Genomic DNA, 15,669 nt, shown 5'->3' with positions numbered 1-15,669 from the left:
ACTTCAATAAACAGGCAGACTGACCGGCATTCAGCACCCTCATATCACTACTATGTGCCCTCAAATGAGCGCTTACCGTTGATGAAATCGTAGCGGGTCTATGGCGATATAAAAATCCGCGCAATTTTACATGCCATGACGGAAGGTCTCCCAGAAATGCTAGATCTGTGCCGAAACGCCGTTTGCCAGGCTTTCGTTACCCGTCTGGCTACGCTGGGCATTTCAGGCCGAGATGCCTTGGGATACGCTGATATGATTTGCCGGTGTGGCAACTTGACGTGGCGCTGCCGTATTTCAGGGTACCCACATAGCGTATCAAATCAGGATAATTTGCAGTCTTGCGATTCCAGCTTTTGGATTAACGTTGCGGGTATCCGGAAAACCATTACGAAACCGGATATATCCGATTCATCGATAAACTGCGTTTGAGAGCCGGGAACCGATGCAGGACGGTCCCACCGTGTTCGAGGGAGCGTCAGGGGCGTAGAGCAAAAGAACCTGGTAGACAGGCGTTTTCCCAGGTAGGTCCTCCAGATTCAAACGCCGTTTGACGCCATATTCATTCCCGTAAGGGTAAATGGATTTTATAGAATTGATTTACGTCTTGGGCATGTCGTCATGAGTTGCCCGCAACGTACCACAACGTGTCTGCACGTCATTCCAATTTGCCCGCAACGCATTTCAAATCGAGACAATTTGCATTAACCCGATTCAAAACCTCAGAAAAGCGTTGCGCGTTTCCGCACAAACGTTGCCAGATTCGAGATTTCCGTTTCAGCTACAAACGGCGTTTGCCAGCTACGCCAAGCGCGGAGACAAGCGTTTTGTGCCAATTGGTTTGCGGCACACCATGGCTGCAAACAGAGCCGATAAACTGGAACATCCGTGACGACAGACCGGTAGAAGACGGAATGGTTGCGTAAATATTGGGAGTGATAGGGGATGTCGACGTGCTTGAAGACAGCCCCTACTAGTTCGGTGGGATGATATGTCCCCATACGAGCAGGATTAAGGTGCAAGCCAAAGCTGGGCGCAATGAACAGATCACCCGGCGCGAGGCGCTGGAGCTATCGACTGACCGCTTGCAGTCTAAATATACAGGCTGAATGAGAAGCTGTGGAAGAGAGCTATACCAAGGTTCGGCATTGCTATTCTCCCGCAGCTCACCATAGGTCGATAGCGTAGACGTTCTGCTTTTTTCATTTGGCGAGATTAAATGCGTTCAGCCCATTTTTTGAATCAATTGACGCCGGGCGATACCGCCGTCTGAGCGGTGTTTGAACGTGGCATCATGGCCGAATCCAGTACCTGCTGGCAAAATTCGTCGTCGCGCAGGATAGCATGGCGATTCAGAGCATCCAGAAGCAAGGAATCGAATTGATCACCACGAGCGCTGAACCGCTCCTGCACATAAGAGGTCTTAAACTTCATTCCAAAATAGACGCATTGCTCCGCGTCCGACCAGGTTGGATCAAAAACCTCACCTTCACGATCAACGAGCCAGGCATGGTGCAGCGGGATCGGCAATTCGAGATCGCAAGCATAGCCTTCGACATAGCTGAACTGCTTCTGGCGATGGTTGCGAGGCGAAATCACTTCGGCCTGCGCATTCGCAAAGCAGGCCTTGGGGATTGAGAAACGGGCATTTTCGGACTGTGCCGATACGCGCCAGAACTTGCCATGAGACAGGAGAGTGGTTGCCACTCCCCAACCCGGTTCTGTATTGGCCGAATCCGTTATGTATTTTTTGAGAAGTGTGGCGATGGCGACCAGGTCCCCGCTATAAATCTGCATGCAATAATCCTTTTAAATAATATAGGCCCGATGAGTAACACGTCATCGTATGTAGAATGACACCATCAAAAGATAGGGTAGGCAAGCCCCTGATTCAAACAAACTGCGATAGCGGGATTTTGCTACACCATGCTTTTATGAACGGCGATGTGATTGCGTGCCGAACCATTCGTAGAGCCGAGCAGTCGCTGACTCGTTTAGCGATCCTGCCTCCACGATCAGTTCCGGTGCCATTGTTAGGTGGGCTCCAGGGCCGACTGGTTGTCCGTTTTTCTTCTGCTGAAACTCGCGATTTCCGCATGGTAATGTTCAAGGGTCGCAACCTGCATTGATCACGGCCTGCGGTCCTATAATCGAAGAACAGTAAGCGAGTTTTTTGTCGCATCTGTCGTGAAACAGTGCCATTGCTTGCCGTGGCTGAAGAATGGCTGCAGAAACAGCCGCCTGTGTCCCAGAAACATCTGGAGTTCAAATTGATCGTGGTGATGCAAACGGCGTTTGCGTTAGCCAGCCCTGCAAGCGATACAGATAGCAATGATTTTCCGGCAATGCATCCCGAATTGCGGGGCTGGCAAAATGACGTGCAGACACATCAATCCAGATTGTGGGCAAGTCACATAGATTTTTTCCGATTTGCAGTAACTGGATTCTGAACTCGAGATTTGCGTTGCAGAGTTCCGGACATGTGTTGCCATATCTGGGATTTCCGATTCAATGACAAACGCCGTTTGCGGGCAGGCGCGGGGCTTGGCAGAAAACGCTTTGCGCCGACGGTTTTCGGGCACATGATTTGATTGTGGTCACGTAATCTGGAGAAGTGATGGCATCGAACAGGCAGCAGTCGGAGCGTTTGCGCAAGCAGCGCGAACGGCAGAAGGACTATCGCGATCGTTTGAGGGCACAGCGCAAACCGACGCGTGACGACATAGCACGAGTGCTGCTGCATTTTATGATCGTCAAAGCGGTGAAGTCTGGCAATCAGGACGGGACGGAGAAGCTGATTGATATGCTTCTTGATGCGCTGGCGGATCAGGGCTTCGATAAAGATGCTTCATTAGAAGTCATTGATGACCTGATTGTCAGATACACAAAAAGCGGCTGGGATTTCCGTCGCAAGATGCATCTGAGGCCCGGCGGGGTTCTTGACGACACCGAACATTGAGGATCGTTTTCCAAACCATACCGTTTTGATTTCAACCTGAAAATTTTACAAACGTAGTTTGTGCTTTTTGTCTGTTTTCCCCCCATTACTTCATGAAACGCTGTTTGCACATGAATCGGATTTCTCAAGGTTAACGGAGGCGGACGATCGTCGAGGCTTAAGAAGAGAAACAACGGGATTGCTCAGGATCGTCGGTGGTAACGTCACCGCTATCCATGAAAAATATGTAGGACATTTCGCTGCTGAAGCCCATCCTGTGGATAACTTCAAGCTCCACATTTAGGCTTCCTCAAAAACTCAATACAAAGCAAAAAACCTATGGCCACTACGTTTTATCACTGTTTTAGTGAAGCCAAAAAAGCCGGTTATATCCGGGACTTAGATAAAAATGCTTAATTGGGATCTTTTTTCGTTCCGGATCCTTGCAGCGCAATTCAGATCCTGCAATAGTCGCCTTGCCTGATTGATCAGGCGCCTCCATCCCGGTGCTGGTAACACCTGAATGGAGACTGACTTAGCCTGCCAACACAGGAGCCAAGCTTATGACAACTCTTATCGATATTCGTGGCGGATTAAAAGATCCACTATCAGAATTCCATGTCGACATAGCGACTCCGCAGCGGAGATAATTTCCGCTTCTGACGCGTTCGGTGCTCTTTAAGGCACGAACTCCCAATTTCCCATTCTGTCAGTCTGGTCGTGTGCGTTCGCGCGCAACGCTAAGATCTTCGCTGTCTTCAAAATCTGTGCCCACTCGCAATGGCAACCTACCTTCACACCCGTTTGACTCCGGCGACCAACAGTCGCTTTGGAGATGGAGAAATCATGTTTGCAGAAACCGTAATTGGCTACATTGATCTCATTGAACACAAATTCCCGCAGCGAAGCTACAAGCGTGAATTAAACGCAGCGCTACACCTGTCGTTATGTTTTCATTTGATTGACCGTGCTCATGACAGAAGTAGCCGGAAACGAGCTTTGTCAGAGCAGATATTCCGTTGTGCCTTATGGAACACCGGCGAAAAAATCATCGGCCTTATTGAAGAAGCTGTAGCAAAAGCGGCGGTAAAGGTTCAAAGAGATTTCCGCTCATCTCGTTCTATGCCACTCACGCGTGATACTTTCAATGACGTGATCGAGTCTGTCACATCGAAATCCCTCGCAGACGAAAACGACACAGACCGAAGCGCCTCGGAACTTCCGACAGACCCTTACACATTCGAATTGGTGTCCTATGAACAGGAGCGCAAATGCCTCCGTGTGCTCAGTCTGATTTATGGCATCAGCGGCCATAAGGGGGCTCTGGATCAATGGCGCATTGAAGCATCGACCGCCTCAGCATTGTGGGAGCGGCTGGCGCAACAGTATTATGGCATTGATATCGATCACTACGAATTCGTGCTGATCGACCCATTGCTTAGTGAAAGCCTACCCGAGGAGGGGATCTGGGCGCTATCCGATCTCGATGGGCTACTGGGGATCCCGGAGATCGCTGAAAAAGTGTTGGGCGTGCAAGAGGCTCTCAGAGAAGAACTCATCATATGGCTTGGCGACACATTCGCGAAAACCGAAGAGGAGCAAGCGCGGCTGATTGATGAAGAGATCGCGCAGATGGCGTTTGAAGCACTCGACAGCAAGTCTGGGCCGGAGATTCAGATTTTGACGCCGGATAACGTGTTGCGCTGAGCAGACAGGGGCCGATCAGTCGATGCGTCGTGCGAAGCTTGTGAAACTACGTGTCACGGACTTATCCGTTATGCAGTAGAGCGGACGTTCACTGCGATGCAGACGAACAGGGGTATCTGCCATTCTCAATGGCGAGCTAAAGACCAACCGATGGGAGCAAAGGCAATAGATAAGGTAGCGGAGAATCTTCTGCCCAGATATTCGGGGTGGATGCCTGTGTCACGCTGAACGGCTCAGCTTTGCTCTCAATAACAATCAAATGCATGGAAATTCAGGAAACACCCCCGGACGCGTCATTGCGCGCCCGAACGGTCCATCATTTTGTTCATTCATCAGGAACACGGCATGACAGTTACAATCAAAAATGGAAACTACAATCGCGAGCAGCTCGAGCTTGAAATCAGGATGCTGAAAGCTCTGGTCGATGATCTGCAGCGGATATTGGAGGGTGATTATCCAGACGAACAGTTACTGACAAATTCACCAGCGATCACAAGCTGGAAGCTGAGTGCACGGCGGGCAACGTGTCTGGAAGGCGTATTATTCGAACATCCTCGGCTCGGACAAATCGTACCGCATGGCATCACGTCCGAGCTCTGGCTTCTGGATCTCGACCGGAACTATGCCCGCACATTCAGCCGCTTTTACCGGCTTGGCCAAAAAGACATCGGGCAATGAGAAAGAATGAAACTGATCAGGCTACGCACATCAATCGGCAGGACAGCCGGCGTGGAAGCTTCGCCATGTCTGTCAGAAACGCGGCGACCTGTCATGGAGAACCAGACACGAAAACGGCTTCGAGATTACCAATAGGAATAGAGAGGGAACGGCATGAAACTCTGGATCTGGTCTGATGTGCATAATGAACTGCAGGAAGTCGTTTATCCACCACGTGAACAAGCGCCGGACTGTGATCTGATCATGATTGCCGGCGATCTCAATGCGGCGGCAGATCTCCATTTGACGCTAGAATTCCTGATCAGGCGCTACGAGAAGCCTATTATCTATGTCCCCGGAAATCACGAATTTTATCAGAACAAGTGGATGATGAACGACCGGGACCGTTCGCTTGAAAGCGACAGGCAGACCATCAAGGCAATCGAGGCGCTTTCTCTGCAATGGCCGCAACAGTTTTATTGTCTTGATGCGGATGAGGTGATTATCGACAATACGCGCTTCATTGGCGCAAGCCTATGGGTCGATTTCCTGATGAAACTCCCCGCGAAGTCTGATTTGCCGCAGCGGATGTGGATGGCGCGCCAGATGCTCAATGATTTTCATGCAATCTCCATGCAGGACGGCAAACGATTCACGCCGGAGGATATGCTGGAGCTACATCGTTCAGATGCAGCTTACATTCGAAAAAAGCTGGCAAAACCATTTGACGGCTCCACTGTGGTATTGACCCATCACATGCCGCATCCCGATTGCACGCCGCCGGCTTATGCGGGGCAAGAGGCAAATTTTCTGTTTGCCTGTGGCGCAGAGGCTTTCAATAACATCCTGCATTCCGAACAGGCCCCGGATATATGGATCTGTGGTCATACACATCATGCCTTTGACGTTCAGATCGGCCGAAGCCGCATTGTCTGCAACCCCTATGGGTACCGGTGGGAGCAGGGCAGAAACGGCTTTCGGTGGGACTGGGTGATAGCCATGGAATAACCGCCTGTACGGAGCACAGGATTCTGACTGACAGGGAGCTAACAGGCATCGGGCGATAAGGAAGCCTGTAGCAAAAGGAGGGCCAAAGCCAATCACATGAACACCTCTCGTGTCTGCTGCCATCGATTTGCCCGTGATACGGTAGCATTCCGATCTCCAGGTCGCTTTTCCGTCGTGGTCGCCGAGCGGGAAGGAATTATGGTGGTCGGCGGATAGGGGCAAACGTCGTGCCTGCTATCCAGATCTAAGCCGAGGTCCATCGAACCCGATGTTTTGGTAAGGGGTATTTTTAACGTGGGCCGGATAAATAGCGCTTTCGACCCTCCCGATATTAAAATCCGCGATTTGATTGCGGATGCCACTGACGCGCCCCAACATGCGACATTATGTCATGAAACAGGAATTAAAACGCATCGAAATGAAGCCATTTTGGGGCCATTTGGGCACCATTGGACCAGTTACAAAAGCATAAGCATTTGATATTATTGTAATATTGTGCTCTAATATAAAAGTCAGCGCTTTTTGAAGCTGACAGACAATCATTTTCAAGAAAGGATTTTTCAATGATTGGAACTTCACCACTCGACTACGGTATCGACAAAGCCAGCAATGGCATCGCAGCACGTATGCTCAAGGATTTTGAGGAGGGACATTTTTCGTTCCTCGCTGATGAGGCCACCGTTGAAAAACGCTATAATCAATCAGGACAAGGTTCAGTCTGGCACGATTTCAGACGAGCCTGTCGCGCTTATTCCACGCTTAATGGATGTGTGGTGATTGTTGATGACACGAACCAATGTTTTGTCGATAGCGTTGATATCCATGGTGAGTACGAATTCGATTTCGCGAATGAATTCGCTCGTCGCGCAGCCCCAACCTATCGCGAGCGGTTGCTCGCACTTGGAAAGCAAGGTCCTGTTCGGTTGACGCTCTACAGACTTCCCCGGGCCAACTACGAAAACACCGCATGGGGCCATTTCTGGGAGCGTGGAGAATATATTGGCGAAATGAGAATGGCACTCGCGTAAGCGGCCATTTAGGAACCCATAGTCTATCGAAATATGAAACCGGCAGCACGCGTCATACGTGCTCCCGGTTTTCTTATTTGGGTTGTCGGCTTCAATTCGTCAGGTCTGGTGAAACCCGGAATCAGCCATTCAGCACGGTCGTCGCAGACCTGGCGGGTGTGACGACAGGCTTCTTCGAGCGCGATCCAGATGGTCGGCCGATTGCCTCAGGGTTTGCGCTCTTGGCTGTTTGTCAAACTTTAACGTCCCAAACCTGCCAATTGTGCTTGTCGCAACGGTCGTATCTATCCAGTCACATAATACTGTTCAGCGCCCAGTTAGAAATTTTCATCGGCGTTCATGATCCGTTTGCGCCGGTGGCTGATTGGTCTCACACTATATCTATTGGCTTGTTAGAGATGATAAAATGTTAAAAGAAATTCCATGGGACATATTCGGCGAGAACGCGCAGGTGCTTGATGAAGCGGACATTCCGGTTTGTGACGGGTGTGCGTATTATTGTATCTTGCAATTTGCAGGTGTCGATCGGTTGATCTCACGGCTGCGCATTTTCGATCTGGATACCGAATACTGCTATTCGCTGTACGGTCATTTTTCGAAAATTAATGCGATCGTCCTTGCTGGTAGCTTGCCGCCGGCGCTCAAAGAATTCGACGGCGTGCGCTGCCAGGTCGGTCAGCTCGAAGTCAGTAGTGGGAGCTTCTACGGAGCTGCCCCCATGACCCCACCGGCAACCAAGTACGCACTAAAAGTGGTAGATCCAGGTAACACGACGCTTGCTCAAAATGAGATGTACACAGTGTGGGGTTTCGGAATTCGTCCTTGTTCCGCGCACGAAGCTGAATTCGCCACCTTTGCCGCAGAGGAGGCGGTGCGTCGGGCGATAGAAATCGCAGCCGAGGGTGAATGTCTGACTGACGATAGACGGCCGTGAAAGAAGATCGGTGGCATTTGACCCGGAGAAGAATGAACGGTCGGGATCGGTTATGAGAAAACTGATATCACGAATTTATCCATGATGAGAATCCAGCAATGATCTTAAGAAACACAAAATCAAACCCGACGGAACCTGGCGATCCCGGGTAGCGCTGACAGACTCTAAGGCCGGTATTGTTGAATTCCAAAAGCTGCGACGGATTTACCCGTGTGCGTTGATGACGGCCAAAAAGGCCGGGCCATAGCGTTCGAGTTTTGCATCGCCGACACCGGGCACGTCGGCCATTTGGGTGCGGGAGGCTGGTCTGGCTGTGGCCAGTTCGATCAGTGTCCGATCGTGAAAAATGACGTAAGGCGGGACATTTTGCGTGCGCGCGATCTCTAGCCGCTTCTCACGTAGCGCCTGAAACAGCGCCTCATCACGCTCCGAAAGGGCGGATGTTACCGATTTTCCACGCGAAACAGTCCCACGTGATGGCTTCGATTTCCGCGGGACACGCAACATGAGCGCCTGCTTTGCGCGCAAAAACTGCCTGCCTGTCTCCGAGATCGACAAACCGCCGTGCCCGGCAAAGTCGACATCAATCAGCCGCTGTGCGACCAACTGCCGTACGATCGCGCGCCAGGTGTGATTGTCATGCTCGCGGCCAATTCCGAAAGTCGAAATCTGGTCGTGGCCGAAGCGGCTGATGCGCTCATCGTCGACGCCAAGAAGGACATCGACAATATATGCTTGCCCGAACCGCTCCCCGGTTCTGTGAATGCAGGACAATATTTTCTGTGCAGCTATTGTCCCATCGAAGAGGGTTGGTGGCTCGGCGCAGGTATCGCAATTGCCGCATGGTTCGCATCGATCACCGAAATAAGAAAGCAGCACCTGTCTGCGACAGTTCGCCGTTTCGGCCAACCCGAGGAGAATGTCGAGTTTCTGCCGCTCCATCCGCTTGCGCTGATCAGGCGCGTCGGATTCCTCGATGAAGCGGCTGCGCAGGACGATATCGTCATAACCGTAGAGCATCATCGCCTCGGCTGGCAGTCCGTCACGTCCCGCACGACCTGTCTCCTGATAATAGGCTTCGATGCTCCCCGGCAGATCGATATGGGCGACGAAGCGAACATCCGGCTTGTCGATGCCCATCCCAAAGGCAATCGTCGCCACCATGATGACCGCCTCGTCGTGCTGGAATCGTGCCTGGTTCGCCTCGCGCGCGGACTTTTCCATACCGCCGTGATAGGAGAGGGCGTCGTAGCCCAGGCTGCGCAGCCATTCGGCCGTTTCTTCTGTCTTCCGTTTCGAAAGACAGTAAACGATGCCGCTTTCGCCTTGGTGATCCTGTAGAAAACGCTTCAACTGCGTGCGGGGATTGTCCTTCTCCATGATCGCATAGCGAATATTGGGACGGTCGAAACCGGCGATGAAGGCATCGCGCTCATCAATCTGCAGATGCGACAGGATTTCGGCACGTGTCGGCTCGTCGGCGGTTGCGGTCAATGCCATGCGTGGCGTGTTGGGAAACTGCGCCATCAACACATCAAGCTGCCGATAGGACGGCCTGAAATCATGCCCCCATTGCGACAGGCAATGTGCTTCGTCAATAGCGATCAGCGAGAGAGGCACATCGCTCAGGCGTTGCAACGTATCCGGCCTGAGCAGTGTTTCCGGCGCGACATAGAGCAGATCAAGCGCCCCGGCATGGATATCTCGCCACAAGGCCAGTCTGTCATCGCCAGCAAGGTCGGAATTAAGCGCTGCAGCTTTCACACCCGCCTGCCGGAGCGCGGAGACCTGATCGGCCATCAGCGCCAGAAGCGGTGAAATCACTAACCCCATGCCCGGCCGCACAAGGGCGGGAATCTGATAGCATAGCGATTTGCCGCCGCCTGTCGGCATCAGGACGAATGCATTATTGCCTGCTATCGCGTGCGATATGATTTCAACTTGCCGCCCGCGGAAGGCATCATATCCATAAATGGTTTTGAGAATGTGGAGCGGGTCGGTCGTCATCAGTCGTCATGTCATCGCTTGTTGTATAGATTCGACAGCCACATTCATAGCAGACCTCAGCGGAAAACCAGTCTTTATCCGAGGCATGAGCAGACAAAGGGACAATCTACCGATCATAAATGCAGTTTTTAGTGATCTGCCCCTTCAGCGGCAGATTCTCTTTGAACGAACAACAGCGCCGCTCAGTCGCGTAGCCAGTTTTCGACCCTCAGAGCACGGATACGTGAGAATTCTCCGGTATTGGCCGTGACTAACACCATCCCGAGCGCATAAGCATGGGCAGCGATGAGGAGGTCATTCGGACCGATGGGCTTGCCAACGGCTTCTAATTCGGCTCGGATTCGCCCATATTCGGCGTCGGCAGGCGTATCAAGTGCGAGCACTTGTATACTTCCAAGAATGGCCTCGATGTGCGCCAGCAGCTTCGGCGATCCTTTCTTGGCGCATCCAAAGCGTAACTCCGCTGCCGTGATGATACTGACGCAAACTGCTTCTGGTCCAACCTCGGCGATGCGTCTGGCGACAGCGCCCTTGGGGTTTCGTGCAAGCTCGGACACGACATTGGTGTCGAGCATGTAGAGGGCGCTCACAGGTCGATTTCTTTCAATGGTAGCAGGGTATCGTCAATATCAGGGAACTGATCTTCCGGTCCAAGTGGTTCCAATCCAGCAAGCACTTCCAACAGGTTCGGGCGACGCACCGGCTCTATGATAAGTCGATCTCCATCGCGATGGATCATCACCCGGTCGCCGGGAAGTTCGAAGTCAGCTGGAATGCGTACCGCCTGACTCTTATTGTTACGGAAGAGTTTTGCTTCGCGGGATGGTGTAGGTTCGGAGTGTCGGAGCTGTGGCATATTGGTCTCCTTTGTATATACACGAGTATATACATCGTGACAGGATAAATTTCAAGCGGAGCGGGGTCGCTAGCGCGCAATTGTACGTCGTTCAGCGATGTTGTAGCGGTTCATAGTGGGCACCAAACTAAGATGTGGGATGGCATCGTCGGCGGTGGGAGTGCACAGTGGAGACGCCATTCTTCGTAATTATATATGCAAAATAATAACGGAGTTATCCGTGATGGGAAAATCCCGGGCGCATAAATGGCAACGAAGGCAAAGGTTCTAGATAAAATATATAAGAAAATCAATAGTTTATCAAAAATCGCATAAGTTCTATTATGGAACTTTTAATCATTTCGCGGTTGGCGAATTGCTGCGCTTCTGAGAGCAAATCATTTTCAAGTGGTATGTTTTTTCGGCTTCAATTGCATCAGCCCCCCGCGACACCTAACAACGAGAGAGCCAGAAAGGTTGCAAATAAGACAAGATGTGTCATGCCCTCAATGGCGTTGGTCTGACCGTCGTTCAAATTTATGGCTGCAGCAATAAGCGTGATGACAATCATCACGGTCTGAATAGGAGTCATCGCCATGATAATCGGTTGATCATTGAAAAGCGCGAAGCCCTCAATGACGGGAACGGTGAGGATAACTGTCGACAATGATGCTCCCAGTGCAATATTGATCACCACTTGCATGCGATTGGCAAGCGCGGCGCGAAGCGCGGTTAAAAATTCGGGTGCCGCAGACATAATAGCGACTACGAGGGCGGCCAATGCTACCGGGGCCCCGATCGCATGAAGTCCGTGCAACAGAAACGCTGACATCACTTCAGATAAAAAACCTATGAGTACAACGCCGATGATTAGTACGGCTATAGACGGCGCCAACGGTTCGTATTCGCGGGGCTTCCCGCCCCTCGCTTTCTTTTCCGGGTAGCTGTAGTTGAAAAAATAGCTATGCTGTCCAATTTGGTTTCTGAGAAATACCCAGTAGAGCATAGCCATCGCGCCCACTGTGAAAATCGAATAAACGCGCCATTTCTCATGAGGAATAAACTCGGGTACAACCATCGATATACTCATTGCCGTCAAGATCATAACGCCGTAAGTCTTCCCGGAATCATCGTTATAAGCCTGCTCTCCAAACTTCCATCCGCCAAGAAGTGCGGCCAGACCCAGTATTCCGTTAATGTCGAGCATGACAGCGGAAAATATTGTGTCCCGTGCAAGCGTGGGCGAGCCGCTGCTTCCGTTCATAAAAATGAGAAGAATGAGCACCTCGACGCCAACAGCTGACATCGTCAGGACCATCGTTCCATAAGGATCGCCCACTCTAGAAGCAATCGCTTCCGCCCGATGAGCGACCCGCACAGAGACCACGACGATAGCGATGATGAGACAGAAGGTTGCTATTAATGCACCGGTGGGTCCAGTTGCCAATATTGTCGTTTCAAAAGCAAATGCGACAACACCAGTTCCGAATGCCAGTACCAATAAGATTTCCTGCCAAACAACTGAAAACATACGATCATCCGATGTGAGCTATGACTTCGCTGCTATCCTCGATGCTACCGATTGATCTCCTGATCGCGAAGCGATGGTATCATAGATAAGGATTTGTCCGTCCATTCGTTCCCAAATGCGTTCATGCAACGTTATCGGAAATGTTCGCTCCGGTGAGAGGGGGCACCATTGCTGCAGGTGGTTCAATCGGCCGCCATTTGTTCACGAATAGCAGTTACTGATAGTGTTTTCCGGGACCGTCGAGATCACGCACAACGAAGGTGATGACGCGTCGCCCAGACAGTGAATGCGCAGGATCTCTATTCCTTTCCCGCTGATTAGTGGCGGTCAAGACGCAACACCGGCAGCGATACGGCGGAATTCAGGCTGATAAGGGCAGCGATCGTAGAGAGCACGTTATTTGGTCTGAGAATATCCGCGCAGAAGCGGCAAGGCTGGCTATGCCATTGACCATACCGACTATGTCGATATAAGAGCCTGTTCCAAAAAGGGTTGAGCGATTACAGTAGGTTATGATCCAATCGGATTGCTTACATTCGATGGAGATCACAATGGCCTGGACAGTAACCGCTCGCCGCCACTATGTACGACGCAATTCGCGCTATGTAACTGATTTAACGGATGCGGAATGGTCAGTGATCGAACCGCTGATGCCTTCGCCCAGATACCTTGGTCGCCCTCGCAAAACGGATCTGCGTGAAGTGGTAAACGCGCTTCTTTATATCGCATCTTCTGGCGGTGCGTGGCGGCTTCTGCCAACCGATTTCCCACCATTCTCGACGGTACAGAAATACTTCTACCGCTGGCGCGATGAAGGCTTGCTGCGTACCATCAATAACACGCTTGTGATGCTGGCGCGTGAGCATGTCCGTCGTCGAATGATTTGAGACTATTTGTGCTTTTGAAGATTGGAGTTTCCGGCTCGGTTTAGGGGTTGAGTTAAGCCGCTTTGGCCTGGTGGTTCAAGCGGCGTTTTTTGATCGTGTCTTGTTTGATCCTTTCGCGTTCGAGCAGGATGGTCTGTCCGCGTCCGAAGTAGACGTCGGCGGGAGTGAGATTGTCGAGGCTCTCATGGTAACGGCGATGATTGTAATGCTCGACGAAGGCCGCGATCTGGGCTTCAAGGTCCTCCTTGAAGAAGTAGTTTTCAAGCAGGATGCGGTTCTTCAGCGTCTGGTGCCAGCGTTCGATTTTCCCTTGCGTCTGCGGGTGGCCGGGAGCGCCGTGAACCTGGTCGATCTTGTGTTTCTCCAGCCATTCGCCGAGATCAGATGCGACGTAACACGAACCGTAGCACCTACGGAAGGAAGAATTGGAGCCACCGAGAGAACGATGCGCGCAGCTTTTTTGCTGCAAGCGCGCATCGTTTGAGGTGGCCATGGCCAGTCGAAGTAACTCTAGAATGTGAGTGTTCGCAACTCATTCCGGAGAGACCGACCATGACCAGTCAGAATTCTATACCTGCCGATGCCGTGTTGGTAGCCATCGACATCGCCAAGGTTCGCAATGAAGTGTTGATCGAAGCACCCGGCCATAAACGCCGCCGTCGGTTGTCTGTTCTCAATACGCGTGCAGAACATGACCATCTGATCGCGATTTTGCAATCATATGACCGACCGGTGGTCTGCGCCTTTGAGGCAACGGGTAACTATCATCGTCCGATTGCCTGGCGGTTGGTGGAAGCCGGCTTCGAAACGCGGTTAGTGTCGTCGCTAGCGCTTGCCCGCACGCGAGAAGCCTTGCACAACAGTTGGGACAAAAACGACCCCAAGGATGCGCAGGTGATCCTGCACATGTTGAGGATCCACTCGACTCAGGTCTATCATGATCCCTTGCGTGCTGGCATCAACGACGTTCAGGAATTGTCGAAGACACACGAAGCCATTGCTAACGCCAAGACCGAGATCCAACATCGCATCCTGACGCATTACCTGCCGCTGTATTTTCCAGAGATCGAGCGTTTCCGGGGTAACAGTCGCAGCGACTGGTTCTTCGCGTTCCTCGATGCCTTCCCCACACCATCGAGCATCACGACACTGACGAAGGAGAAGTTCGTCGAAGCAGCATGGGATGTTGTCGGCAGGAAAGTGAGCAAGTCACAGATTTTAATGGATATTTATGAGACTGCCCGCACCTCTATTGGCTTGCCATTGCCGCCGGATGCGCCTGCAATTCGCATGTTTCGGATGGTTGTCGCCGAAGCCCGCAGCCTGATCCGCCAACGCAACGAGATCGAAGCACAGGCCGATGATCTGCTGCGACACAGCCGTGATTATCAGATACTGCGGCAGATTCCCGGGATCGGTCCGATCAACGCGCTAACGATCATTGCGGAGGCTGGGGACCTACGCCGCTTTCATCATCACCGTCAGTTTCTCAAATTCTGCGGGCTGGATCTGTCGACACAGCAATCGGGCCAGTATCGCGGCCAGACCCGGCTTTCCAAATTCGGCAACGCGCGGCTGCGGCGAACCCTGTGGATTGCTGGGCAAGTTGCCATCCGCCAGCGTGAGAACGGCTTCCGACATAAATTCGAACGCTACATCGCGAGAGATCGTGACAATCCCGATCTCCGCCGCAAGGCAATGACCGCTATTACCGCCAAGATGGCGCGTGTCGTACACGCTGTCATCAAAAATGGTTCAGATTACCGGCCCTTCGTTGAAGGGCGGGTACCAGGTGGAAGAACCTCTGTCAGTTAGAGCCGTGAGGGCATCCTTCGGATGACCCTGTAGACAATGCTTGGGTCTTCCACCTGGATCAGAAGCTCGTGTTAAGGACGGTGAGGGCCAAAATGATGGACCCTGTGTTTGCTATGGACGAGACCTTTTCCCATGCCAGTGGAAGCCGCCTGGTTCGACGATGTGACTTGACGAGCGTCATGCAGCGTGAGCATGCTGACGAACAGAGAAACTTTGCCTGCCAAGCCCATTTTCTTCCGCACTTAGGACGTTGTCCGACAGCAGGCGGGGACGATGCTCGACCCTGACCTTGTCACAGCCTGAGGCGGCCAATGCAAGATCGAGT

The 15,669-nt window shown here is 52.0% G+C and carries 13 protein-coding genes and 2 pseudogenes; 9 read left to right on the top strand and 6 right to left on the bottom strand.

Annotated elements, in window-relative coordinates:
- Positions 1-1,239: 1,239 nt before the first annotated feature.
- Positions 1,240-1,794 carry a hypothetical protein gene (locus KWJ32_RS26955; RefSeq protein WP_256886572.1) on the bottom strand — a complete coding sequence of 185 codons (555 nt, stop codon included), beginning with the start codon at positions 1,792-1,794 and terminating at the stop codon, positions 1,240-1,242.
- Positions 1,795-2,192: 398 nt separating this feature from the next.
- On the opposite strand from KWJ32_RS26955, the gene KWJ32_RS26950 reads away from it, so the two are divergent.
- The 7 genes from KWJ32_RS26950 (at position 2,193) to KWJ32_RS26920 (ending at position 8,269) form a co-directional block, all read left to right on the top strand.
- The gene (locus KWJ32_RS26950) at positions 2,193-2,447 is read left to right on the top strand and encodes a hypothetical protein (RefSeq protein WP_256886571.1); all 255 of its coding nucleotides are present in this window, start codon (positions 2,193-2,195) and stop codon (positions 2,445-2,447) included.
- Positions 2,448-2,614: 167 nt separating this feature from the next.
- On the top strand, positions 2,615-2,956 hold the full coding sequence (locus KWJ32_RS26945; protein ID WP_256886570.1) for a hypothetical protein: 342 nt from the start codon (positions 2,615-2,617) through the stop codon (positions 2,954-2,956).
- An 825-nt stretch (positions 2,957-3,781) separates the two neighbouring features.
- Entirely contained in the window at positions 3,782-4,642 is an 861-nt protein-coding gene (locus KWJ32_RS26940; protein ID WP_112593131.1) for a hypothetical protein, read from the top strand.
- Positions 4,643-4,987: 345 nt separating this feature from the next.
- The gene (locus KWJ32_RS26935; RefSeq protein ID WP_112593129.1) at positions 4,988-5,320 is read left to right on the top strand and encodes a hypothetical protein; all 333 of its coding nucleotides are present in this window, start codon (positions 4,988-4,990) and stop codon (positions 5,318-5,320) included.
- Between the two features lie 153 nt (positions 5,321-5,473).
- A complete protein-coding gene (locus tag KWJ32_RS26930; RefSeq protein WP_256886569.1) occupies positions 5,474-6,307 on the top strand; it encodes a metallophosphoesterase in 834 nt (277 codons plus the stop codon).
- A gap of 563 nt (positions 6,308-6,870) precedes the next feature.
- On the top strand, positions 6,871-7,335 hold the full coding sequence (locus KWJ32_RS26925; RefSeq protein WP_024899197.1) for a hypothetical protein: 465 nt from the start codon (positions 6,871-6,873) through the stop codon (positions 7,333-7,335).
- Between the two features lie 406 nt (positions 7,336-7,741).
- Entirely contained in the window at positions 7,742-8,269 is a 528-nt protein-coding gene (locus KWJ32_RS26920; RefSeq protein WP_024899198.1) for a hypothetical protein, read from the top strand.
- Positions 8,270-8,473: 204 nt separating this feature from the next.
- Here the strand turns inward: KWJ32_RS26920 and recQ are convergent, their stop codons facing one another.
- The 4 genes from recQ to KWJ32_RS26900 all read right to left on the bottom strand — a co-directional run bounded on the left by recQ (position 8,474) and on the right by KWJ32_RS26900 (position 12,642).
- Positions 8,474-10,276: a DNA helicase RecQ gene (gene recQ / locus KWJ32_RS26915; protein ID WP_256886568.1), complete on the bottom strand. Its 1,803-nt coding sequence runs from the start codon at positions 10,274-10,276 to the stop codon at positions 8,474-8,476.
- 182 nt (positions 10,277-10,458) lie between these two features.
- The gene (locus KWJ32_RS26910) at positions 10,459-10,866 is read right to left on the bottom strand and encodes a type II toxin-antitoxin system VapC family toxin (RefSeq protein WP_024899200.1); all 408 of its coding nucleotides are present in this window, start codon (positions 10,864-10,866) and stop codon (positions 10,459-10,461) included.
- Positions 10,863-11,132, bottom strand: coding sequence for an AbrB/MazE/SpoVT family DNA-binding domain-containing protein (locus KWJ32_RS26905; protein WP_024899201.1), 270 nt, complete (start codon positions 11,130-11,132; stop codon positions 10,863-10,865). Before KWJ32_RS26905 ends, KWJ32_RS26910 begins: the two co-directional genes overlap by 4 nt.
- A gap of 415 nt (positions 11,133-11,547) precedes the next feature.
- A complete protein-coding gene (locus KWJ32_RS26900; RefSeq protein WP_140023178.1) occupies positions 11,548-12,642 on the bottom strand; it encodes a calcium:proton antiporter in 1,095 nt (364 codons plus the stop codon).
- A 551-nt stretch (positions 12,643-13,193) separates the two neighbouring features.
- Between KWJ32_RS26900 and KWJ32_RS26895 the strand changes: the two are divergent.
- A pseudogene (locus KWJ32_RS26895) lies at positions 13,194-13,505 on the top strand (transposase); the annotation flags it as partial.
- 76 nt (positions 13,506-13,581) lie between these two features.
- Here the strand turns inward: KWJ32_RS26895 and KWJ32_RS26890 are convergent.
- A pseudogene (locus KWJ32_RS26890) lies at positions 13,582-13,932 on the bottom strand (integrase core domain-containing protein); the annotation flags it as partial.
- A 149-nt stretch (positions 13,933-14,081) separates the two neighbouring features.
- Between KWJ32_RS26890 and KWJ32_RS26885 the strand changes: the two are divergent.
- Positions 14,082-15,344 carry an IS110 family transposase gene (locus tag KWJ32_RS26885; RefSeq protein WP_256886567.1) on the top strand — a complete coding sequence of 421 codons (1,263 nt, stop codon included), beginning with the start codon at positions 14,082-14,084 and terminating at the stop codon, positions 15,342-15,344.
- Positions 15,345-15,669: the final 325 nt, after the last annotated feature.

This window comes from Ochrobactrum sp. BTU2 (genome assembly GCF_024539785.1).
Lineage (GTDB): Bacteria > Pseudomonadota > Alphaproteobacteria > Rhizobiales > Rhizobiaceae > Brucella > Brucella anthropi.
This window is presented reverse-complemented; position numbering and strand designations above follow the sequence as displayed.